Here is a 22,651-nt window from a genome sequence, read left to right on the forward strand (position 1 = left end):
GGCCCGCGCTGAGCGCGGGCCCCTCGTCACGTCTGGAGAGACATGCTCACGTACGACGTCGATATCTGGTCCATTCGCAAGCGCGCCGGCCGCCCCAAGCCCTGGGAGCTGCGTTGGCGGGTGGGCGAGCGTCCCCACTCCCGCAGCTTCAAGCTGAAGCCACAGGCGGACGGGCGCCGCGCCGAGTTGATGGCAGCCCTACGGGACCAGCAGCAATTCGACGAGGAAACGGGCCTTCCCGCACGTGAGCTGATGGCTCTGACCTCTCCCTCCTGGTACGAGCACGTGACGGAGTACGTCCTCATGAAGTGGCCGCGTGCCGCCGCCAAGCACCGGGCAAGCATCGCGGAATCTCTCGCGGTCGTGACGCCTGTGCTCGTCACCAGTAAGCGGGGGGCGCCTCACCCTTCGACGCTGCGTGACGCGCTCTATCAGTGGGCATTCCGAGCAGTCCGTGGACCGGAGGGCGCTTGGGTGCCCCGCCACGTAGCTGAGGAACCCCCGGCGGAAATCCGTACGGCGCTGGAGTGGGTCGCGGTCCGCTCCATCAAGGTCAAGGACTTGGAGGACCCGGCCCTTCTCCGCCCCGCCCTTGAAGCCCTCTCGCTCCGCCTGGATGGGGGCAAGGCCGCCGAGAACACCGCCCGGCGCAAGCGCATGGTCCTGAGCAACGTCCTCCGCTACACGGTCGAGGAGAAGGGGCTACTCGCCTCCAATCCTCTCCCGCGAGTGGACTGGACTCCGCCCGAGAGCGACGACGAAATCGACTTCCGGTACGTGCCGGACCCCCGCTTGGCGAGGTCGCTGCTCGGGGCGGTCCGTGACTCCGGGCCGCGCGGTCAGCACCTCCACGCGTTCTTCGGGTGCCTCTACTACGCCGCCATGCGACCGGGCGAAATCGTCGCGCTCACGGAATCTGACTGCACCCTGCCGCCCAGCTCTCCCGACACCGTCCAGGAGTGGGGCGAACTCCTGCTCGGGGAGAGCCGCCCGGAAGTCGGCGGCGGCTGGACGGATGAGGGCACGTCGTACGAGAAGCGGGGGCTGAAGCGGCGTAAGCAGGGTGCGACGCGGACCGTGCCCATTCCGCCTGTCCTCGTGAACCTTCTGCGTCAGCACATCGAGCGCTACGGCACTGCCGACGATGGTCGGCTCTTTCGGGCCTCGCGGGGCGGGCGTATCCCGTCCACGGAGTACTGCGACATCTGGGAGAGAGCGCGCAAGACGGTGCTCTCGCCCCGTGAGGTGAAGTCGGACCTCGCCGCCGTGCCTTACTCACTGCGGCATGCGGGGGTGTCGCTCTGGATCAAGTCGGGGGTGGACCCGGCGGAGGTCGCCGCTCGCGCCGGCCACAGCATCGCTGTGCTGTACCGCTTCTACGCGAAGATCCTTAAGGGCGGTCAGCAGCACTCCAACGACCTGATCTCTCGCGCCCTGGAGGAGGGCGACGCTCCCTGATCCTGGCCCACAGATGGCCCATACGCACTGGTCAGCTCTGGGATACGGGCGAGAAAGGGTGAGACAGGCTGAACGCAGAAGGGGTGCCCCGTGACTCGGGGCACCCCTTCTGACCTGCAACATCTATGACCTGCGCGGAGGCGGTGGGATTTGAACCCACGGTGACATCGCTGCCACGACGGTTTTCAAGACCGTTCCCTTAGGCCGCTCGGGCAACCCACCTGCGCACCCGCCCACCAGGGGCGGAGCGGATACAGCGTACCGGCCCTGGGCGCTTCTCGGGGCTCGTGGTCCACACGGGGTCCACTGGCCATCTTCCACCCCTCAGGACCACCGCTCCGATCAGCACCCGATCCTATGCCGGTGGCGATGCTCGGCGAGGGCTGGCCAGATGCCGCCACGCGATCACCGACCTGAACTTTTCGCGGCGTTAGAGAAGTTGCGCACTCGCCGAATGCCTGAGTCAGAGGAAAAGGAACCGGTGCGAGCACATGCATGCCGCGCCGCGGGCCGGGATGTGCAGCGCCGCTGCATCGCGCTGGACGCCCGCCACCAGCCCACCACCGCGCTGACCTGGCCGGAGGCGGTCTTCGACGCAGTCAGCGCCACATCCGCCCGCCCGGCTCCTCGGCCCATCACCCTGCATGCCAACAGCACTGGCCCCGACGTAACCGCGCCGGGGCCAGAGCCGCAACATTTGTGGTGATTTTCTAGCTCTTGTGGCCGTGGCCCTGGTCGCCATTGCCCTCGTGGCCAGGTTTGTACGGCTTGGGATGCTTGGATGGCTTCGGCTTGGGGTGCTTGGACGGTTTCGGCTTCGGCTTGGGGTGCTTGGACGGTTTCGGCTTCGGCTTGGGGTGCTTGGACGGTTTCGGCTTCGGCTTCGGATGCCCAGACGGCCCAGGAGGCCCAGATGGCCCAGGAGGCCCAGATGGCCCAGGAGGCCCAGATGGCCCGGCAGGCCCAGATGGCCCAGGAGATCCAGATGGCCCGGCAGGCCCAGATGGCCCAGGAGGCCCAGATGGCCCGGCAGGCCCAGACGGCCCAGGAGATCCAGATGGCCCGGCAGGCCCAGACGGCCCAGGAGGCCCAGATGGCCCGGCAGGCCCAGATGGCCCAGGAGATCCAGATGGCCCGGCAGGCCCAGATGGCCCAGGAGGCCCAGATGGCCCGGCAGGCCCAGACGGCCCAGGAGGCCCAGACGGCCCGGGCGGGCCCGTCATGCAGACCGCCCTCGTGATCACGTTGCTGTCCAAGGTGACCGCGCCACTACGCGCCAGCGCCCGACCCTCGACCGCTGCGTTGGTATTCACCGTGACTGACGTCAGGGCCAGGATGTTGCCTTTGAAGAAGGAATTCGTGTCGAGGGTGGCCGAGCTTCCCACCTGCCAGAACACGTTGCAGGCCTGCGCTCCGTTGACGAGCAGGACGTTGCTCCCCGGAGCCGTGATCAGAGTGGAGCCGATCTGGAAGATGAAGACGGCGTTGGGGTCGCCCTGGGCGTCAAGGGTGACCGTCCCGGTGAGATTCAGCGACGACGAGGCTTTGTAGACGCCCGGGGTCAGCGTAAGTCCGCCGATGTTGCCCGGGGATGTCAGGTTGGCGGTCGGTGCTCTGCCGGCCGCGTCGTTGTAGGCAGTGGTCAGGTCGGACTGGGCCTGAGCGGCGGCAGCATCGGCGACGTGCTGCACTCCGTTCACGATTCCGGGCGGGAAGCCCGTCACCGAGGACCCAGGGCTGACTCCCAGGTCGCCGTTGACGACCGTGGGGCCCGTATTTGTGACCCCTGAACCGGCCAGGACCGCGTAACTCGTGGCGGTCCCCAACCCCACCGGGGCCTCAGCTGCGCTCGCAAGGTTCGAGATCAAAGTGATCGACGTCAGCAGCGCGACCAGTGGCACCATGACGACCGTCGCTCTGAATCTCCACTTTCGTCGTCTACCAGGAGGGGCGGAAGGGATGGCATCCACTGCCATGGACCAGTCCTTTCTTGTCGCCGTTGACCGCAGTCGCCAGGCTTCCGAGCGCCCGGGGCAGCTCGGTCAGATGGCCACTGAGCCCGCAACACATCTCACAGCGTCGGGATATACCGTCGCTTAGCTGCAGAAATTACTCCCATGCATGCACAAAGAGGCGGATTGGGACCGAAAGGGTGGTGATGGCGTGGCGTCACCCTGCCGACGGGGATACCCAACCGAATTACCCGGGCCACCGACTCAGCACGGTGCCGACACAACACGCCGCTTCGGAGTCATCGTCAGACGCCTTGTTCCCATCCGACTCACCACAGCCTCTGCCTCGAGAGACCAGCAGCAGCCAATAGCCTCCCTTCTTCCGCTGCGCCCGGCCTTGATGCAGGGCAAACGCCAGACAGGATGCGGCTCTCCGTGAGGCCCATCTCGTCAAGTTGACGCGAAAAGACCCGAACTTGCTTCCCCCCTCTGGATCGGTCTGAGATCCTGGAGACCGATCGAGAGGGGCCGCAGGTATGGAGTGGAAGACCCACGGTGAGCGACAGATCTACACCAACAAGTGGGTGAATCTGTGTCTGGTCGACGTCCAGCAGCCTGACGGACGCGGGTGGGAGTACCACGTCGTTCGCCTTCGGCACCTGGCCGTGGCCGCCGTGGTCAACGACCGTCAAGAGGTCCTGATGATGTGGCGGCACCGCTTCATCACCGACTCATGGGCCTGGGAGTTGCCTATGGGCCTGGTTGAAGAAGGCGAGACGCCGGAAGAGGCTGCAGCCCGTGAGGTCCTGGAAGAGACAGGCTGGCGCCCCGGCCCCATCAAGCCCCTGATCTACGCCGAGCCGGCCAACGGGATCACAGACTCTCAGCACCACGTCTTCCGGATCGATGGCGCGACCTACGCCGGACCGCCCACGGAGAAGAACGAGTCCGATCGCATCGAGTGGATCCCGCTCTCGGAGGTGCGGGGCATGATCGACCGCCGGGAGGTCGTGAGTAGCGGCTCACTCGTCGGCCTGCTGTACCTGCTCATGGATGAAGCGATCCGCTGACCGGTGGGACGAGTTCCCGAAGCCCCGCTTCGGAGGCCAGGGCTACGCGCTCCTGTCCGCGTAGCGCCAACTGGCTCCGTTGTCAGGCACTTCCTGACCTGGAGCACTCCACACGCGGCACGCGGCCTGGGTACCGTCAAGGGGAGAAGCCCCGACGGATGGAGCACGATGCCTCGCCGCACGCTGGACCGCCGGCGCCTCACCTACAGGGGGGCGCGCTGATGCTGGAAGAAGCCGAAGAGATCGGCCGTCGCGCACGCCGCGCCCGACTCCGTCTCGGCATGACTCAGGCCGACCTCGCTGCCGCCCTGGGTAAGACGCAGGGGTGGGTGTCCAAGATGGAACGCGGACACATCGAGTTGGACCGCGTGGGTCTGCTCAACCTGCTCGCCTCGGAGCTGCACGTACACCCGAACGATCTGATCGGACGGCCGTACAACAGCTCTCCGGCCGAGAATCAGTGGCAGGTCTCTGCCGCAGCGATCATGCGTGAGCTGCGCCGTTACGACCTCGCTCCCGTCTTCGACGGGAATCCCCGCCCAGCCGGTCAGCTGTGGCAGGAAACCACACGTCTGCACCGCCTCCGCGACGCTGCCGCGAACGTGGCGATCATGCAGGTGCTCCCCGACCTGTTCCGCGAGACGCGCGCTCTGGCCGAAGTCGCTACGGGCCACGAGCAGGAAGAGGCGTACGGGATCTACGCTGTGTGCTGCAAGTTCGCTCACACGGCCGCCCACGCCCTTGGACACCCGGAGCTGGTCGCCATGGCATGCGAACGGGCCGCATGGTCCGCACGGCTATCAGGCGACCCGGTGATGCCCGCCGTCGCCGACTGGATGCGCGTCTGGGACATGTGGGCTACAGCGGATTGGGATGACGCCATTGCCCTGTCAGACAAGGCGATTCGCAACGTGCAGCAGGAATACGACCGAGGTGAGCCGCTGGCAGTGCGGGCATGGGGATCACTGCAGCTGCGCGCAGCTGTCTCGGCTGCACGGGCCGGTCGCAAGGCCGAAGCGAAGGACCGGATCAAGCACGCACGGGGTGCAGCCAAGCGGATGACCGAGGCCGCTGGCCCTCCGATCTACGACCGCCACAGCCTGACCTTCTCGCCGGGCAACGTGCAGATCCACGCGATCAGTGTCGCTCTGGAGATGCATGAGCAACGCGAGGCCCTGTCGATAAACCGGCGCACGAGTAAGGAGCTGATCGAGTCGCTTCCCAACTCGCGTCAGGGCCACCACCACATGGACCTGGCCCGCGCTTGGCTGTGGGATGGGAACCGTGACAAGTCGCTGAAGGAACTGGAGAAGGCCGAGACCATCGCCCCCCAGCTCGTCCGCAATCACCCCATCGCCCGGTCAACCCTGCGCAGCATCGTGTACGCCGAGCGGGCGAGCACCCGTGAGAAGCTACGGCGCATGTCAGACCGCTTCCATCTCGACGGATGAGGGTCATATTCCTGCGGTTCATATTGGGCCCCGAAGATCTCCCTAGTTTCGAGGCATGGCCGAACGAACCTCGAAGCAACTTCCCGCACGGGGCGTCGAGTTAAGCCCTGGCGCCCCGTTCCACCCCCGCCTTGGCGACCTGGCCCTCGACCTCGCCAAGGGAGGCAAGATCGGGGTGGTCGTCGCCCTGCCGAGCGACAGTTCGGCGTCCTACCAGCTGCGTCCGCCGGGCGGTGGTGAGGACTGGCGCGCGAGATCTGACGGGTCCACCCTGCGCCCCGTGCCGGTTCCGGTCACGCACGTCACGCCCATGCGGCGAGACGCCATCTACGACCCTCGCGCTCAGCAGGCCGCGCTGCCGGTAACCGTCCACTACGAGGACGGCGGTGTCTGCGAGACGGTACTCGTGCTCACTCCGGCGCAAGTCGAGCTGTACTCCATCCAGTTCGGGCAACTCATCGAGGCGAGGGAATCGGCACGGGAGCATGCGCGGTGAGCCGGGCCGTGCTGATGCTCGCCCCGCCGGCTTTTGCACGTGCCTCGATGCGGTCGCCCGTTGCCTTCCGCTGTGAGGCGACCGCCCACGACCTCAGCGGCTTCCGCGAGGTGCTGCTCGCCACCTACCGGGGACGTTCCCCACGGCTCGCCGCCCGTTGGCTACGCGCTGAGGCTCACTACCTCGCCTGGTTGCTGTCCCCGGACCCTGGGGCCCTGTTCCTCCGGGACGCGCCCCTCACCACCGCATGTCCGGACGTCCCTCGCCCTGACGCTGAGCTGCTTGCGTGGGCCGACAGCGACCACGCATACGAGCACGCGTTGCGCTCCCTCGCCGCGGGCCGCGCGTTCGTGTTCACCGTGACCGACTACGACGCCCGGTACTCCCTCCGGGTGTACCCGCTGCCCACCAGCCGACAGGCACCGCCCCAAGCCCCTGTCCCTGCCCGGTGCCCACCCCACTCCCCGGCGGGGACGGGCCGCCACCGGAGACCCCGAGGGCGGCGCACGACCCGATGACTCCCGCCTCCGCGCCTCCCCTTCTCCCCGGGCGCGGGGGCGGGTCCACCACCTGTCCTGAGCCTTACCGCCCAACCAAGGGAAGTGAGCTAATGGAACAGTTCGAGCGTGCACGTCTCGATTCCTACTTCACGCGTGTCGCGGACATCTTCGCCCCGGCGGAAAAGCCGTCGGCCTTCCTGATCACGCACCTGCTGCCCGAGCGCCCCGCGTTCGTGCGAGCCGTGGGCATCAGTACCAACCTGCGGGCCGTGCTGCCCAAGCCCAAGTCCGTCGACCTCACCGCCCGCCGCGAGATCGAGAAGACAACGCAGTGCGACGCCCTCTCTCGGGATCTGTTCGAGGACCCCGACAGCGCGGTTGACTACGTCGAGTCGCGGGCCGGTGGTGAAGCCGTCGTACTACTCGACGTCGGTGGGTACTTCGCGCCGACAGTCGACGCCCTGTGCGAGCGGTTCTCGGGCCGCGTCCTGGGCGTGATCGAAGACACGGAGAACGGGCACAAGCGGTACGCCCACGCGGAGAAGCTGCCCTGTCCGGTGGTCTCCGTCGCCCGCTCCCCGCTGAAGGACCCCGAGGACTTCCTCGTGGGTCAGTCGGTCGTCTTCTCGACCGAGGCCCTGATGCGCAGCCGTGGAGACATCCTGCACGGCCGCACAGCCCTCGTGATCGGGTTCGGCAAGCTCGGTTCCAGCATCGCCCGCCTGCTGCACGCCAAGGGCGTACAGGTCACCGTGTACGACCTCGATCCCGTCCGCCGCACACAGGCGCTCTCGCAGGGCTTCACCGTCGCCAGGGACCGCGACGCCGCTTTACACGGGGCCGGTCTCATCCTGTGCGCGACCGGTGCCGTATCGCTGCGGGGCGAAGACTTCTCGGCCCTGCGGAACGGCGCCTACGTCGCTACGGTCACCAGCAGCGAAGACGAACTCGACCTGGCCGGCCTCCCCGATGTGTACCAGCGGACCCCGAACGGGGAGCACATCACCCGCTACCAGACGACTGGGCACTACTTCTACCTGCTCAACGGTGGCAACGCCGTCAACTTCCTGCACGGCGCCAGCGTCGGCCCGTTCATCTACCTCGTGCAGGCCGAGATACTCGCGGGAGTCCGAAACCTCGCCCGTGGCGACCTCGGGCCCGGTATGCACGAGGTCGACGCCGCAGACCGCGCGACCATCGCCGGAACGTGGCTGAACTACTTCAACCGCTAGGAGAAGCAACCCCATGCCGATCACCGCGCAGCACGTGAGCGACACCGTCGCTGCCTACTTGGCCGACCACCCGAACGAGAAGGATGCTCTCGCGCCCCTGTGCAAAGTCATTGAGCAGGCTGGCCATGCGGTCGCCTCGCGCAAGGAATCCCGCGGGCATGTCACCGCCGGTGCCGCCCTGGTGCGCCCGGACGGCCGCGTCCTCACCATCGAACACCGAGCCCTGCGCAAGTGGTTGCTGCCCGGTGGGCACGTCGAGGACAGCGACACGACCCTTCAGGATGCCGCTCTGCGCGAGCTGGCCGAGGAAACCGGCATCAGCAGTGACCAGGTCGAGCCGAGCGGTGACGTGCCCTTGCACATCGACGTTCACTCGATCCCGGCCAACGACGCCAAGGACGAGCCTGAGCACCTGCACTTCGACTTCCGGTTCCTGTTCCGGACCACTGTCGATGCGGTGGAGCTGCAAGAGGAAGAGGTCACCAACTACTCCTGGCAGCTCGCGGACATGCTGACCACCGAGCCTCTGCGCTCACGGGTGATGGCAGCCACCGCACGGCCGTAGCGGGCCGCAGCCAGCCAGCCGTACAGCCATCGTTCCCCCGAGACGGCGGTACGGCTTCCCCCGGCGCCCGTCGCTCGCTGCCCGTGCCACGAGCGACGGGCGCCAACAACAGGAGACCGGACCACCCCTCAGCCTGGACAGCAATCCGGGGTGGTCCGGCTCTGGAATCCCTGGTCAGGACCCCGGTGCCGATGGTACCGGGGCGGTCGGCGTGCTCGGATGCGGGTGCGGCGGCAATCCCGGCTCCTCATTGTCGAGTTGGGAAGGACCACTGTTGCGGTTCGGCCGATGGAAGCCCATTTCTGACCTGAGCCACCGAAAGTCAGCCACGACGGCGGGTGCGCCGAACGAGCACCCGTCACGTGTGTCTCCAGCAACCCCCCGCCGGCCTCAGCCACGCTTCTTCCATTCGTCACGGGCCTCGACCCCATCCCGGCCCGGGCGTTGTCGACGCAGATGCCTGACGGATGGGTCTGCCTGCGGCCTTGAGGACACCCGGTTGGGAGGCGCGGCCCGGTTGGGTGGTGGGGCCTCGCTTGGTCGGTGTCGGCCTGGTCCTGGTGCTCGGACTGGGCGGGTTGCTTTCTGGTCTGGCTGTCCGCCTTGACGTTGTTGCGCGCTGAGCGGGTGGGGGCCGCCGGAGCGGTGGCGGAGACAAGGAGCGGCGGCGGCCCTTGGCCGCCAGCGCGCGCGGCCCGCCGTAGGCGGGCCGCCTTGATCCAGTAAAGAAACTCTGAACAGCTCCGCTGCGCTGGGCCTCTGGCCGGTCATGCGGCCATGCGCTGTCCACGCCTTCCCATCCGTTCCGCAGCTCCTCAACCGTTATGAACGCTTATGGCCGCATTGAAGGGCATTCGTTCTGGCGGTCGGAGGAATCTATCCACAGGTTGGCCGGTCCATGGTTGGACCTGTGGAAAAGCCAGCAGCCTACCACAGTCTTCGTTATGTAGTCGTGACCTTGGGGGTGTCCTGGTGGTAGGTGGTCTGGTCGGTTGGGTGTGCTGGCCGTTGGCGATCACGCGCGGCTGTTATGTGCTCGTGACCTTGGTCGCCCCTTCGTGATAGGTGGCGTGGTCGGTGGCGAGTGATGAGCTGGCCTCACGGGCGCCCGGTGATGTGTGAGGCGTGTCACGAAGGGTGGCGTCACACCGGAGCGAATTTTCGGACCTGTAGCAAGTGCAGGGCACGGGAGATCGCTCGTCGCTGCGGGGGTGTCCGCTTTCGGTGATCTGCTGTCGCGCACACCGGAAGGTCTGTTCTGGGCGAGGTACGGAAGGGGCGATAAAAGTGATCGGCGTCACACCTGTTCGAGGTCACACGCGACCCGAAAAACCAACCTCTATGGGCGTCCCTCAAAGCGGGGCGGCGGAACATAGCCGACGATCGCCGGTTACCCAAACCGGCGTTTCTCCAGACCATTGATGCACTGCCCGGACGACTGGAAGGACAAGCGACATGAGCGCGCTGAAAAGGCACGGTCCCGTACGGCGGGACGTGAAGAAAGGTTGTTGCCCGCCCGACGGGAGCGCGGAGCCGGGTGCCTCGCACCTGTCCGGTTCGGCCGGTAGACCTGTCCCAACAGCCGCGATGACGGCTTGCGGAGCGGCACGGGCAAGCCCTGATCCGGCGGTGGATGACCGCTGGGCAAGCCTTCGGGCAAGCTCCCGGCGGTTGGCTGAACTCGACACGCAGCAGCGGCACAACAACGAACGGGTGGAAATGAACAAGCATGAGGCAGCACTGATTGCGGCGAAGCTCAAGGAGGTTGAAGACAAGGTGACGCGGCTGGAAGATCTGGCGCGTCGGGTGCTCGAAAACGCCCGTGCTACTTCTTCGGCGGCTTCTTCGCCTCGGTGACGCCGCCGAGCTGCCCGAAGACCTGGAACAGAGTGTCCAGCCTGGCACTTATGGCATCCAGTCGTTCCGACAGCTGGACATATTCCGACGTGGGCATCTGCCCGCCGCTTGCCGCCTCGGGAGCGCCGGCCTTCGGGTCGGCTTCTGGCAGAGGATCGGCGACGAAGTTGCCCCGGCCAGGCATGGTGTTGATCAGCCCTTCGTCGCGCAACATGCGCAGGGCGGAGCGCGCGGTCATGTTCGCGATCTCGTAGGTCGCTTCCAGGTCGCGGGACGACGGGACCCGCTCGCCCGGCTTGAGGCGGCCGGACCGGATCTGCCGCCGTAGCTCCTCGGCGACCAGACGGTATGGCGGGGTGTCGGAATCCTTGGGCAGCTTCATAGCCCGAGGGTAGCGGGCCTGGCCCGTCTACCGCAGTAAGACCCTGTTGCACCCCCCATTTCCTGCATGCGCTCACCCCACCCCAGGCGCGATGTGCGCTAGGCGCTTGACGGACCCATGGCGGGTAGTGCACTGTTGATCTCGCTTCGCCACCCCGGCGGAGCACCTACCGAAAGGACGTAACACCCATGGCTCGTATCCGTGTTGGCCTGCTCCCCACCGCGTCGTTCATGGTCGGCAACATGGCGGTGCCGAAGTACGCGGACGCCGAGAAGACCCAGTTCGCCGTGGACCGCGAAACCGGCGCGAAGCTGTTCACGGTCACCCTCTTCTTCATGGAGGACGACCGTGCCGAGGCGCTGAAGGTCACCGTTCCGGAGACCGGTCTCCCCAACGGCCTCAAGCCCGGTGTGCCGGTCATGCCGGTGGAGCTGTTCGCCACCCCGTGGGCCCGGATCTTCAACGGGTCGCTCTCGGACGGCATCGCCTACCGCGTGGAGCGCTTGGACCTGGTCGGCGGTCCGGCTTCGGCCGCTGAGGCGGCGTGAGCGGTACTGCGTTCCGGTCCGGCGTCGAGTGCAGCTACCCACTGCCTCACGCCGGGCCGGATGCCCGGCTCAGTGACTCCCTCATCAACTCGGTGGCGGCCGTGCTCGTCGGCTATGGCTTCCCCCGCCTCGCCGCCCCGGATCGGGCGGCCCTCGAAACGGCCCTCGCGGGCTTCCTCTACAACTCTCAGGAGAGCAAGACATGAAGGACAACGACCCGACCGGAGGGGCCTTCGGCTACGGCCCCTTGGTCGTCAGCGTGGCGCTGGCCGTGCTGGTCGGCTGGTCGGTGTGGTGGGTGGTGCGCTACCTGCGGGCCGATGCCATGACCCGGCAGTCCATCCGGCAGGCCGTGCGGGTACGGCGGACCTGGAAGCGGCTCGCGCAGATGCTGAAGCTGTGCGCCACGGACAAGATGCCGACCCCGCTGGCCTCGCTGGCGAACACGGACGGCAAGCCCCTCAAGCCCCGCGTCCTGGTCCCCGCGCTGAAGGTGACTCATGACGCGTTCGGGGTGATCGCACGGGCGAGTTGTCTGCCGGGCGTCGGCCTGGCGGAGTTCCAGAAGGCGGCCCCCTACCTGGCGGATGCCTGGCGTATGACCCGTGTGTCGGCGCTGCCGGGGGACAAGCCCGGACAGGTCATGCTGCGCGGTGTGCGCGTGGACCCGCTGATCACGCCGACGGTTCACGTGCCCACCGGCCGCCCGCCTGAGGAGTACGCGAAGTGGGACCTGGGGGTGGACGAGTTCGGCATGCCCGTCTTCGTGCCCCTCAAGGAAGTGCCCGGAGTGGCTGTCGGCGGCCTGCCGGGCTTCGGGAAGACCTCGTGTGTGAACCGGCTGGTGTGTGACTGGGCGCCCTCGCCGGCCGTGCAGTTCGTCTTCTTCGACGGGAAGGTGTCCCACGCCTACGAGGGCGACTACGCCGACCTGGTACAGCGGGCCTTCGCGTTCTGCGGGGATGACCTGGAAGAAGCGAACAAGCTCCTCAAGGAGCTGGTGGAGCTGCGCCGCGCCCGCTCCGCGAGCATCCGCAAGGTGCTGGGCAAGAAGAACATGTGGCACATCGGCCCGTCGGCTGACTGGCCCCTGATCGTCATCGTCATCGACGAGGCCCATACCTACTTCCGCGACCACAAGGGCTCCGACCAGGCCACGAAGCGGCTGGCGGCGTTCGCTGCGGAGAACGCCCGGCTCACGGAGGACCTGGTGAAGAAGGGCCGCTCAGTCGGTTTCCTGACCCTGCTCACCACGCAGAAGACCACCGGGGACGCCATCCCCACCTTCATCCGCGATGTCTGCCCGGTCGGCCTGTCCTTCGCACAGAAGACCGCTGACGCCGCCGTGGCCGCGCTCGGCGACGACATCCGCGAGTGGCCCGACGCGAGCCCGGTCCTTCTCCAGGACCCCGCGTACGTCGGTGTCGCGGTCATGTCCCAGCACGGCCGCCCCGGCTTCATCCGCATCCGCACCCCCTACGTCGCCGACGAGGACGCTGCCCGCGTCGCCGAAGCCACCGCCCACCTGGTGCGCCACCCGGCCCGGCTCCTGGAGGACCTGACCGGACGGACGGTCGTGGACCTCACCAAGGACGACCCCGAGCCCCCCGCCATGGCGGCCTGACATGCGCCGATTCATGAGGATCTACATCCGGCACATGCGTAAGGCGATCACCGCTCAGGACTTCGACTTGGCCGGTCGGATCGGCATAGCCGCCTACCGCGTCGCCAACGCCAACGAACGTCAGGTCCTGGAGACCTACCTCAGCCCGAACGCCGCCCGCCGGGCCGGCCTCGCCCCGAGGCCCTGACCACCCCCCGCCGCTTCCCCACCGACACCACGAAAGGAGGTGAACTCCCAATGTCTGAGGACCGGATCACCCAGCGCACCGTGACCGTCGTCATGGGCATCATCGCCGCCCTGGCGTTCGTCTTCTCCTTCGGCAACGTCTGGGCCCTCGCCCTGCGCCTGGGCGTCCCCGCCCCCATCGCGCCCCTGATCGCCCCCATGGTCGACCTGTCCGTGGTCGGTCTCCTGGTCGCCCTGCGCTACCTCTCCCTGCGCGGCGTCCCGTCCGAGCAGATGAGGGCGGCCACTCGCCTCATGCACGTCTCCGGGCTGCTGACCCTGGCCCTCAACATCGCCGAGCCCATCGTTGCCCGGCACTACGGCCGCGCCGCTGTCGACGCGGTGGCCCCGGTGCTGCTCCTCGGCTGGGGAGCAGTCGGCCCGCAGCTCCTACGCTCCTTCCACACGGTCGCCACCGATGCAGCCGACCCGGCTCCCGCTGCCGACACGGAACCGGCTCAAGGGCCCGCCCCGGCCTCCGCCGAGACGGAACCCGCCCCGTCGCCTGCCCCGCCTGTGGCGCCGGACCCGGCCCCGGTCGGTCCCGTCACCACCCCGGCCCCCGTCACACCTGTGGCTGTCGTGGCTGCGCCTGCGGTCAAGGTGCCTGAGCCGCTGCTGACCGAAGCACGCTCCATCGCGGCGTCCCACCACGCCGAGCACGGCGAACCCATCACAGCGGCCCAGCTCAAGAGGCGACTCGGCATCGGCCAGCCCATGGCCACCGCCCTCCACGCCGCCCTGTAGCGCCGCCCCCTCCGCTGGCCTTCCCGGTACTGCCTACCCTCGCCCGCCCCTGGGCCGACCCGTCATGCCTGCGGGCAGCAGCCCGAGCGCACTGATCGCTGCTGCCCGCAGGCTCCCACCCTCGCGCCAGAAGGGAGACCCCGCCACCTATGAGCCGCCCCCTCGACCTGCGCCACGTGATCAGCCCTGGCCTGCGGGACCTGATCGAACTGGCCAACACTCACGACTTCGACCGCGTACAGCAGCAGGTCCGCGACCTGCGCGGCTGCACCAGCCCCGTCAACCTCCACGGCTGGACCGTCACGACCGACACGGCCACCAAGGAAGTGGTCCGCTCCTACCACTCCGAAGACGAACCGTCCGGACGCCTGCTGACCACCTGCGGCAACCGCCGCGCCTCCCGCTGCTCCGCCTGCTCCCGCGTCTACGCCGCCGACACCTACCACCTGATCAAGGCCGGACTGTCCGGCGGCAAGAACGTCGCCGAAACCGTCCGCGACCACCCCCGCGCCTTCGTCACCCTCACCGCCCCCTCCTTCGGACCCGTCCACAACCGCCCCACCACCAACTCAGGACAGCCCCACCCCTGCGCCTGCGGCGACACCCACGCCGAAGACGCTCCCGAGCTCGGCACCCCGCTGAACCCGGCCACCTACGACTACACCGGCGCCGTTCTTTGGAACGCCCACGCCGGACAGCTCTGGGCACGCTTCACCACCTACATGCGCCGTGCCCTGGCCTGTCACCTTGGCATGACCCAGAAGGCGCTCAACACCGCCCTGCGCGTCTCCTTCGCCAAGGTCGCCGAGTACCAGAAGCGCGGCCTGGTTCACTTCCACGCCGTGATCCGCTTCGACGGACCCGACGGCCACACCACCCCGCCCCCGCCCTGGGCCACCTTCGACGCCCTGAGCGCCGCCGTGGGCCTGGCCGTCGAGCGTGCCCGGCTCACCGTCGAGTCCGACGCGATCGGCGAGCGCGTCATCGCCTGGGGCCGCCGGTTCAAGGTCGACCCCATCACCGCCCTGGGCGACGGCGAACTCACCGACGCCAGGGTTGCCGAGTACACAGACGCCAAGGTCGCCGGATACGTCGCCAAGTACGCCACCAAGAACGCCGAAGGCGCGGGCACCGTGGACCGCACCCTGATGTGCCGCCCCTGCGCCGGACGGGGCTACCTACGCGGCCCCGACGGCTTCCACGACGTGTGCGCCGACTGCGACGGCACCGGACAGGCCGAACCCATCAAGGCCCTGCCCGTACAGCGGCACGTACGGCAGATGATCCGCACCGCCTGGGCCCTCGGCCACCTGCCGGAGCTCGCCCACCTCAAGCTCTGGAAGTGGGCTCACATGCTCGGCTTCCGCGGCCACTTCTCCACCAAGTCCCGCGCCTACTCCACGACCCTCGGCGCACTCCGCGACGTACGCCGAGCCTGGCGCCTCGCCCAAGCAGAAGCCGCCCACGCCCGCGCCGGCCTCCCTGCCACCGACGAGACCACCCTCGTCACCGCCTCCTCCTGGACCTACCTCGCCAGCGGCTACCGCCCCGGCGAAGAACTCATCGCCGCCCAGGTCCGCCACGACATCGCCCACGCCCAACGCATCAAGTCCGAAGGAGATCCCTGGCTGTGACCACTCCGACCAAGGCCAACAGGCAGACGCTGAAGCTGGGGGAGGCTCTCGCCGAGATCGGGGTGTCCCGTGCCGCCTTCTACCGCATGCGCGCGCGGGGCCAGGCCCCCAGGCACCTGAAGCTTCCCAACGGTCAGATCCGCATACGCCGGGCCGACCTCGACGCCTGGTTCGACTCGTGCGAGGTGCAGGAAGCGTGCTGACCTACGACGTGCAGATCTGGGGTATCCGCAAGCGGCCCAACCGTGTGGCGGCCTATCAGCTCCGTTGGCGGGTCGGCCCCCGCCCCTTCTCCAAGAGCTACAAGATCAAGGCTCAGGCCGACGGTCGGCGCTCGGAGCTGCTGGCCGCCCTGCGCAACCGAGAGCAGTTCGACACGGAAACCGGCCTGCCCGCCTCGGAGGTGCAGGCGCTCAACTCCACCACGTGGTACGCCCACACCCGCGCCTATGCGCAGATGAAGTGGCCTGGCGCCTCGGCCAAGCACCGCGCAAGCATCGCTGACACGCTGGCCACCATCACGCCGAAGCTGGTCAAGGACAACCGTGGGGCTCCGGCTCCGAAGGTCCTCCGCATCGCCCTCTACTCGTGGGTCTATCGCTTCGTCCTCGGCGACGACGGGACACTGAAGCCCCGTATCGATGTCGAGGAGCCGCCCGCCGACATCGTGTCGGCGCTGGACTGGATCAGCCGGAAGTCCGTCGACATCACCGCGCTCAACACGCCCTCGGTGGTGCGCACGGCGCTCGACGCTCTGAAGCTGAAGCAAGACGGCACGGCCGCTGCCGAGAACACGGTGAATCGCAAGCGAACGGTCTTCAGCAACTGCCTCCGGTACGCGGTGGAACGGGAGTTGCTGGCGACACTGCCGCTCGACAAGGTCGACTGGACCCCGCCTGAAACTGACGACGAGATCGACTTTCGATTCGTACCCGGCCCCAAGCTGGCGAAGGCGCTGATCGACGCCGTAGGCGAGCAGGGGGCACGCGGACGCCACCTGATGGCGTTCTTCGGCTGCCTCTACTACGCGGCCAACCGCCCTGGGGAGGCGGCCAATCTCCGGGAAGAAGACTTCACCTTGCCCGAAGAGGGCTGGGGAGAAGTGCTGCTGTCCACGAGCACGCCCCGCGTCGGCTCCGGGTGGACCGACACGGGCGAGTCGTTCGATACGCGCGGCCTGAAGAAGCGGGCCCGCAAAGCGACCCGGCCTGTGCCGATTCCCCCCGTCCTCGTGCGCCTGGTCCGCGAGCACATCAAGGAGTTCGGTACCGCTGAAGACGGTCGGCTGTTCCGTGCGGCCCAGGGTGGCGGCCTGCTGTCCAAGGAGTACGGGGAGGTTTGGAAGACGGCTCGACTCGCGGCGCTGACCGAATCTGAAGCGGCTTCCCCCCTGGCTGACGTGCCGTACTCCCTGCGTCACGCGGGCGTCTCACTCTGGCTTGAATCCGGAGTCTCCCCGGCTGAGGTCGCGCGGCGGGCTGGCCACAGCATCGCTGTCCTCTTCCGCTTCTACGCCAAGGCGATCCACCGGAATCAGCAGCGCTCGAACGAACAGATCGAGCGGGCCTTGGAGGCTGCCGACGGCGAATAGGTCGAGCGGCACTCCGACCACAGGCGCCATCCTCACCCTTGTCGGGGAGAGGGTGGCGCCTTCTCGCTGTCCTGGGTATGGTCCACGCTTCGGACCGCACTAGGCCGCTGACCAGTGGGTTCCCGGCCCTGGTCCACCGATTCCTGGTCCACGCCTGGTCCACACACACTGATCCACAACGCGACAGAGTCAGATCAAGGTGAGACAGGCCCCATGCAGAAGGGGTGCCCCTCCACGAGGGACACCCCTTCTGACCAGTACGTCTCTGACCTGCGGAGGCGGTGGGATTCGAACCCACGGTGACGTTCTCACGCCACTACGGTTTTCAAGACCGTTCCCTTAGGCCGCTCGGGCACGCCTCCCTGCGCCGCTGTGGTCGGCGGCGCGGGGACAAGAGTAACGGGTCAGCCGCTGTCGCCGACGCGGGAGCCGAGGGTGACCTCGACGGTGTGCTCCTTGCCGCCGCGCTCGTAGGTGATGGTGACCTTGTCGCCGGGCTTGTGGGTCCAGATCTCGCCGATCAGGGTGGGCCCGGAGTCGATCACCCGGTCGTCCAGCTTGGTGATGACGTCGCCGGGCTTGAGGCCGGCCTTGTCCGCCGGCCCCCCGGACTCCACCGCGGCCGAGCCGCTGACACCCTGGTCGGTGATCTTCGCGCCGTTGGTCGAGTCCTGCAGGGACACCGACGCGCCGATCTTCGCGTAGACCGGCTTGCCGGTCTTGATCAGCTGCTGGGCGACGTACTTGGCCTGGTTGATCGGGATGGCGAAGCCGAGGCCGATCGAGCCGGACTGGCCCGAGCCGCCGAGGGCGCCGCCCGTGGACTGGATCGCGGAGTTGATGCCGATGACCGCGCCGCGCGAGTCGAGCAGCGGGCCGCCGGAGTTGCCCGGGTTGATGGAGGCGTCCGTCTGCAGGGCGCTCATGTACGACGCCTTGCTGTCGCCGCTGCTGTCGCTGGAGGCGACCGGGCGGTTCTTGGCGCTGATGATGCCCGTCGTCACCGTGTTCGACAGGCCGAAGGGGGCGCCGATGGCGATCGTCTCGTCGCCGACGGCCACCTTGTCGGAGTCGCCGAGGGTGAGCGGCTCGAGGTCGGACGGCGGGTTCTTGAGCTTGATGACCGCGACGTCGTAGCCCTGCGCGTGGCCGACGATCTCCGCGTCGTACTTCCTGCCGTTGGGGAACGTGGCGGTGAGCTTGCCGCCGTCGACCGCGTCGGCCACCACGTGGTTGTTGGTGACGATGTGGCCCTGCTTGTCGAACACGAAGCCCGTGCCGGTGCCGCCCTGGCCGTTGCTGCTCTCGGCCTCGATGGTGACCGTGCTGGGCAGTGCCCGCGCGGCCACGCCCGCGATCGAGTTCGGGTCCCGCTTGACCTGGGACGCGCCGGTGTCGGAGGCGGAGACGGTGGTGGAGCCGCTGTCGTCGTTCCTGGCCAGGGTGTAGCCGATGCCGCCGCCCAGGCCGCCGGCCACCAGCGCGGCCACCAGCACCGCGGCGACCAGCCCGCCGCGGCGGCCGCCGGGCTTGGGCGCGGGCTGCTGGTACGTGGTGCCCCAGCCGGAACCCGCGCCCGCGCCCGAGCCCCCGGCCGGACCCGCGCCGGCGCCGCCGTCCGCGTAGGAGGGGGTGGCGGGGGGCGGGGGCGGCCAGGAGGCGTCCGACGGGGAGCTGTGACCGTAGGGCCCAGGATCCTGGGGTCCGGGGGACTGCGGTGCCGAGGCCCGGGGTGCCGAGGCCGGTGCCTGCGGGGCCGGTGCCTGCGGGGCCGGGGCTCCGTAGGCGGGCGCCGGCTCCTGGCGGTCCGGGGCCCCGTAGGCCGGCTGCTCCTGGTGGTCCGGGGCGTGCGGGGGCGTACTCGGGGGCGGGGGCAGGGGGGCGCCGGCCTCGGGGGCGGGCGGCTGCGGGGAAGCTGCGGGGGATTCCACCGGCACGGGAGGTGCGGACGGGACCGGGGGTACCGCGGTGCCCTCGTTCTCGGTGCTCACAGCTCTTCTCCTCGATCCACGGCTGTCGTTATCGGTCGCACTCGGTCGCACTCGGTCACGCTCGCTCGTGCCTGGCGACGACCCGGCGCGCTTCGGCCGGCGGGTGCGAGGCGCGGATGTATCAGATGTACGCCGTCAGCTTTTCCCACGAGCCGTCAGAGCACCATAAGCGGTTGCTGTGGGTCCCGAGTCATTCTTTATATAGGTCATCTCACATGAAACGGACACATTATCGACGCCCCTTCGCCGTCACGCGTACCCCGTCGCGGTGGCACCATGACGCGGTGACCCACGCACGGCAGCAGCGCCACATCCAAGTCGTCGCCCACCGCGGTGCCTCCGAGGCCGCCCCGGAACACACGCTGGCCGCCTACCGGAAAGCGATCGAGGACGGCGCGGACGCCCTCGAGTGCGACGTACGGCTGACCGCGGACGGCCATCTCGTCTGCGTGCACGACCGCCGCGTCAACCGTACGTCCAACGGCCGCGGAGCGGTGTCCGCCCTGGAGCTCGCCGACCTGGCCGCGCTGGACTTCGGCTCCGTGCGCGCCCGCGCCGCCTGGCGGGGCCGGGACGAGGAGCCCGACTGGGAGGTCAGGCCGGAGGACCCCGAGGACACCTCCGTACTCACGCTGGAGCGGCTGCTGGAGCTCATCGCCGACGCGGGGCGGCGGGTGGAGCTGGCCGTCGAGACCAAGCACCCCACACGGTGGGCCGGGCAGGTCGAGGAGCGGCTGCTGGCGCTCCTGAAACGGTTCGACCTGGACGCCCCCGGAACTCCGGAGGAGTCGCCGGTGCGTGTCATGAGCTTCTCGGCGCGCTCCCTGCACCGGGTGCGCGCGGCCTCGCCGACCCTGCCGACGGTCTATCTGATGCAGTTCGTCTCCCCCAGGCTGCGGGACGGCCGGCTGCCCGCGGGGGTCCGCGTCGCCGGGCCCTCCATGCGGATCGTGCGCGGGCATCCGGCCTACGTCGAGCGGCTCAAGAACGCCGGGCACCAGGTGCACGTCTGGACGGTGAACGAGCCGGAGGACGTCGACCTCTGCGCCCGCCTCGGCGTCGACGCCATCATCACCAACCGCCCGCTCGCGGTCCTGCGGCAGCTCGGCCGCTGACGCGGGCCGCCACCCGGCCCGGCCCGGCCCGGCCGCGATCAGTAGCCGTTCGGTCGCCGCCCGGCCGCTGATCGGCCACGATCCGTCCTGGGCCTTGACCGGCGCGGCCGACTGCACCATCCTCGCTTTTCGGCCACACCGAAGAATTCCAGTCACGTCATCACAGGGAGTGCTCCGGCGCGTTCGCTACGTGTTCGATCACGGTGAATGCGTCGCCGGGCGGCCCATGGCCGGTTTCCGGTTCAGGCCAATGGGGCATCCACACCGTGGCGTGGGGCGAAGGAGGTCTCGGGGGTGGCGTTGGTGGTGGCACAGGAGGTGCCCACGTCGTCGAGCATGGCCGTTCCCCATGGCCCTGCGGGCGTGGGGGAAGCGAGACACCGGATGCGCGATCAGTTGCGCAGGGGTGGCGTGGCGGAATCGGTCATCGACGACGCCGTACTGATCCTTTCCGAACTCTTGAGCAACGCCTGCAAGCACGGCCGGCCGCTGGGCGACGCCCTGACCGGTGACGGCGACGTGCGGGCCGCGTGGCAGGTGGACGCGGGCGGCCGGCTGGTCGTCGAGGTGACGGACGGCGGCGGCCCGACCCGCCCGTCCCCGGCCACCCCCTCGGTCACCGCGCACGGCGGCCGTGGGCTGAACATCATCACCGCCCTCTGCGACGACTGGGGCGTACGGGACGACGTGCACGGCGAGGTCACCGTGTGGGTGGTCGTCCACGACGACGTGCACGATCCCGACGCCGGCCACCGCCGCGACGACTTCGCCGCGCGCATCGCCGCCCCGCCGGTGCCATCCCTGACCGGCCTGGGCTTCGCTGACGCCTTCGACGACCTCGACTGAGGAACAGCCGGTCGGCCGTCGGCCCCCCGCCGTGCCCGCCGTGCCCGGCGTCCGGCGGTTCGACGACCTCGGCTGAGGACCAGCCCGTTCCGCCGCCGTCCCCCCGCGATCCCTCGGGCCGACACCACACCCCGGTCCGCCGCCGTCCACGGCTTACGGTTATCCACAGCTTTAGGTCTCCCGGGAACTCCGGCCCGCGCGGTCGTCCACAGCTTCCGGTCGTTGACCGTGTGAACGGCTAGGCTCCCGCCCGTACGAGACGAGCCGTAACCGGGAGACACCCAGATGGCCAAGAAGCGACCCCACACGAAGGCCAAGCGCGCGCAGCTCACGGACGAAGAGATCCCGGTTGTCGGCGCCCGCGAGCCCTGCCCCTGCGGCAGCGGCCGACGCTACAAGGCGTGCCACGGCCGGGCCGCCGCACACGCGATCACCGAGCTGGTGCAGCGCCCGTTCGAGTCGCTGCCCGGGGAGTGCGACTGGGTGGCGCTGCGCGAGCTGGTCCCCGCCGCCACGGCCGCGCTGACCCTGCGCGAGGGCCTGCCCGAGGACGTTCCGAGCGTCACGCTGGCCACCGTGCTGCCGATGGCCTGGCCCGCGCTGCGCCGCGACGACGGCTCTGTGCTGCTCGGCCTGCAGAACGACACGGCGTCGGGCGACATCAGCCGCGACCTGGCCGACACGCTCCAGCGTGCCCTGGAGGCGGAGCCAGGCAGCCCGGTGCAGGGGCGCCGCGCCCCGGCCGACGGTCCGCGGCTTCAGGACCTGCTCGACCTCTCGGCGCCGTTCGAGCCGGTGGTGCACTCGGGCTTCGAGTTCTGGGTGCCGGACGCGGACAACGCGACGCCCGAGGTCGCCGCCTCCCTGGAGCGGGCCAACGCGGCGGCCATCCCGACCGTGCGGCTCCAGGGCGTCCAGGCCGCCTACTGGTGCCAGACGCCGGAGAAGAACCACCTGCGCTGGGTCATGCCGCACGCCGAGGAGCAGCTTCTGGACGCGCTCGCGCGGCTGCACGCGGCGGGCGGTTCCAGCCTCGGCGAGGGGACCCGGCTCGTCGGATCCTTCCGCGCCCACGGCCTCACCGTGCCGGTGTGGGACCTGCCGACCGGGGTCGGCGCCGAGGACGTGGAGAAGCCGGCCGCCGAGTTCGCCGAGCGCCTCGCCGGTGCACTGGCCGCGGACGCGCCGCTGACCGCGGAAGAGCGCCGGGCCCGCGGCGGCCTGACCAACCGGCAGGTGACCCTCAGCTGAGCCGCCGCTCCCGGTCGCCCGCGACCCCCGGCTGACCGGACGGTCAGCCGGGACGGGCCTGCGGAGTCGATGACCCCATGCACAACTCCCGTGCGCTGAAAGGGAGTCGGTGTCCG

Annotated in this window: 21 protein-coding genes, 2 tRNA genes and 1 pseudogene; 19 read left to right on the plus strand and 5 right to left on the minus strand. The window is 69.0% G+C overall.

All coding sequences use genetic code 11. The features are described from left to right. Window positions 1–42 precede the first annotated feature (42 nt). Window positions 43–1,458 carry a tyrosine-type recombinase/integrase gene (locus IE217_RS03490; RefSeq protein WP_190176195.1) on the plus strand — a complete coding sequence of 472 codons (1,416 nt, stop codon included), beginning with the start codon at window positions 43–45 and terminating at the stop codon, window positions 1,456–1,458. 135 nt (window positions 1,459–1,593) lie between these two features. Here the strand turns inward: IE217_RS03490 and IE217_RS03495 are convergent. After that, a tRNA-Ser gene (locus IE217_RS03495) sits at window positions 1,594–1,679 on the minus strand. Between the two features lie 692 nt (window positions 1,680–2,371). Here IE217_RS03495 and IE217_RS34465 point away from each other — a divergent pair. Continuing rightward, window positions 2,372–2,698 carry a hypothetical protein gene (locus tag IE217_RS34465; protein WP_229865056.1) on the plus strand — a complete coding sequence of 109 codons (327 nt, stop codon included), beginning with the start codon at window positions 2,372–2,374 and terminating at the stop codon, window positions 2,696–2,698. Window positions 2,699–2,753: 55 nt separating this feature from the next. Here the strand turns inward: IE217_RS34465 and IE217_RS34470 are convergent. Beyond that, a pseudogene (locus tag IE217_RS34470) lies at window positions 2,754–3,434 on the minus strand (ice-binding family protein); the annotation flags it as partial. 512 nt (window positions 3,435–3,946) lie between these two features. Between IE217_RS34470 and IE217_RS03505 the strand changes: the two are divergent. The 6 genes from IE217_RS03505 (at window position 3,947) to IE217_RS03530 (ending at window position 10,581) form a co-directional block, all read left to right on the plus strand. Further along, window positions 3,947–4,480, plus strand: coding sequence for an NUDIX hydrolase (locus tag IE217_RS03505; protein ID WP_190176197.1), 534 nt, complete (start codon window positions 3,947–3,949; stop codon window positions 4,478–4,480). A gap of 221 nt (window positions 4,481–4,701) precedes the next feature. Beyond that, window positions 4,702–5,931: a helix-turn-helix domain-containing protein gene (locus IE217_RS03510; protein ID WP_190176198.1), complete on the plus strand. Its 1,230-nt coding sequence runs from the start codon at window positions 4,702–4,704 to the stop codon at window positions 5,929–5,931. A gap of 55 nt (window positions 5,932–5,986) precedes the next feature. Then, complete coding sequence (locus IE217_RS03515) at window positions 5,987–6,427, plus strand: hypothetical protein (protein WP_190176199.1); 441 nt, start codon at window positions 5,987–5,989, stop codon at window positions 6,425–6,427. A 610-nt stretch (window positions 6,428–7,037) separates the two neighbouring features. Then, window positions 7,038–8,159: an adenosylhomocysteinase gene (locus IE217_RS03520; RefSeq protein WP_190176200.1), complete on the plus strand. Its 1,122-nt coding sequence runs from the start codon at window positions 7,038–7,040 to the stop codon at window positions 8,157–8,159. 13 nt (window positions 8,160–8,172) lie between these two features. Then, a complete protein-coding gene (locus IE217_RS03525; RefSeq protein ID WP_190176201.1) occupies window positions 8,173–8,724 on the plus strand; it encodes an NUDIX hydrolase in 552 nt (183 codons plus the stop codon). Window positions 8,725–10,395: 1,671 nt separating this feature from the next. Continuing rightward, window positions 10,396–10,581, plus strand: coding sequence for a hypothetical protein (locus IE217_RS03530; protein ID WP_190176202.1), 186 nt, complete (start codon window positions 10,396–10,398; stop codon window positions 10,579–10,581). Here IE217_RS03530 and IE217_RS03535 read toward each other — a convergent pair. Further along, a complete protein-coding gene (locus IE217_RS03535; protein ID WP_190176203.1) occupies window positions 10,550–10,963 on the minus strand; it encodes a GntR family transcriptional regulator in 414 nt (137 codons plus the stop codon). The genes IE217_RS03530 and IE217_RS03535 overlap by 32 nt on opposite strands. Before the next feature lie 188 nt (window positions 10,964–11,151). Between IE217_RS03535 and IE217_RS03540 the strand changes: the two genes are divergently transcribed. From IE217_RS03540 to IE217_RS03575, 8 genes are all read left to right on the plus strand, one after another. Then, entirely contained in the window at window positions 11,152–11,511 is a 360-nt protein-coding gene (locus IE217_RS03540) for a hypothetical protein (RefSeq protein WP_190176204.1), read from the plus strand. Next, window positions 11,508–11,717: a hypothetical protein gene (locus IE217_RS03545; protein WP_190176205.1), complete on the plus strand. Its 210-nt coding sequence runs from the start codon at window positions 11,508–11,510 to the stop codon at window positions 11,715–11,717. Before IE217_RS03540 ends, IE217_RS03545 begins: the two co-directional genes overlap by 4 nt. Next, window positions 11,714–13,135 carry an FtsK/SpoIIIE domain-containing protein gene (locus IE217_RS03550; protein WP_190176206.1) on the plus strand — a complete coding sequence of 474 codons (1,422 nt, stop codon included), beginning with the start codon at window positions 11,714–11,716 and terminating at the stop codon, window positions 13,133–13,135. Before IE217_RS03545 ends, IE217_RS03550 begins: the two co-directional genes overlap by 4 nt. 13 nt (window positions 13,136–13,148) lie before the next feature. Beyond that, complete coding sequence (locus IE217_RS03555; RefSeq protein WP_190176207.1) at window positions 13,149–13,322, plus strand: hypothetical protein; 174 nt, start codon at window positions 13,149–13,151, stop codon at window positions 13,320–13,322. A 50-nt stretch (window positions 13,323–13,372) separates the two neighbouring features. After that, on the plus strand, window positions 13,373–14,107 hold the full coding sequence (locus IE217_RS03560) for a DUF2637 domain-containing protein (protein ID WP_190176208.1): 735 nt from the start codon (window positions 13,373–13,375) through the stop codon (window positions 14,105–14,107). 149 nt (window positions 14,108–14,256) lie between these two features. After that, on the plus strand, window positions 14,257–15,741 hold the full coding sequence (locus IE217_RS03565; protein WP_190176209.1) for a replication initiator: 1,485 nt from the start codon (window positions 14,257–14,259) through the stop codon (window positions 15,739–15,741). Further along, on the plus strand, window positions 15,732–15,944 hold the full coding sequence (locus IE217_RS03570) for a helix-turn-helix transcriptional regulator (RefSeq protein WP_373297959.1): 213 nt from the start codon (window positions 15,732–15,734) through the stop codon (window positions 15,942–15,944). Before IE217_RS03565 ends, IE217_RS03570 begins: the two co-directional genes overlap by 10 nt. Then, the gene (locus IE217_RS03575; protein WP_190176210.1) at window positions 15,938–17,332 is read left to right on the plus strand and encodes a tyrosine-type recombinase/integrase; all 1,395 of its coding nucleotides are present in this window, start codon (window positions 15,938–15,940) and stop codon (window positions 17,330–17,332) included. Before IE217_RS03570 ends, IE217_RS03575 begins: the two co-directional genes overlap by 7 nt. 273 nt (window positions 17,333–17,605) lie before the next feature. Here IE217_RS03575 and IE217_RS03580 read toward each other — a convergent pair. Together IE217_RS03580 and IE217_RS03585 are read right to left on the minus strand one after the other, a co-directional pair. Further along, window positions 17,606–17,694: transfer RNA gene (locus IE217_RS03580), tRNA-Ser, on the minus strand. A 42-nt stretch (window positions 17,695–17,736) separates the two neighbouring features. Next, window positions 17,737–19,323 carry a S1C family serine protease gene (locus tag IE217_RS03585; RefSeq protein WP_190176211.1) on the minus strand — a complete coding sequence of 529 codons (1,587 nt, stop codon included), beginning with the start codon at window positions 19,321–19,323 and terminating at the stop codon, window positions 17,737–17,739. Window positions 19,324–19,607: 284 nt separating this feature from the next. On the opposite strand from IE217_RS03585, the gene IE217_RS03590 reads away from it, so the two are divergent. The 3 genes from IE217_RS03590 (at window position 19,608) to IE217_RS03600 (ending at window position 22,535) form a co-directional block, all read left to right on the plus strand. Continuing rightward, window positions 19,608–20,438, plus strand: coding sequence for a glycerophosphodiester phosphodiesterase (locus tag IE217_RS03590; RefSeq protein WP_190176212.1), 831 nt, complete (start codon window positions 19,608–19,610; stop codon window positions 20,436–20,438). A 207-nt stretch (window positions 20,439–20,645) separates the two neighbouring features. Continuing rightward, window positions 20,646–21,284: an ATP-binding protein gene (locus tag IE217_RS03595; protein ID WP_190176213.1), complete on the plus strand. Its 639-nt coding sequence runs from the start codon at window positions 20,646–20,648 to the stop codon at window positions 21,282–21,284. 285 nt (window positions 21,285–21,569) lie between these two features. Next, window positions 21,570–22,535: a DUF5926 family protein gene (locus IE217_RS03600; RefSeq protein WP_190176214.1), complete on the plus strand. Its 966-nt coding sequence runs from the start codon at window positions 21,570–21,572 to the stop codon at window positions 22,533–22,535. The last annotated feature ends 116 nt before the right edge of the window (window positions 22,536–22,651 follow it).

This window comes from Streptomyces naganishii JCM 4654 (assembly GCF_014650575.1).
In the GTDB taxonomy this organism is placed as follows: domain Bacteria; phylum Actinomycetota; class Actinomycetes; order Streptomycetales; family Streptomycetaceae; genus Streptomyces; species Streptomyces naganishii.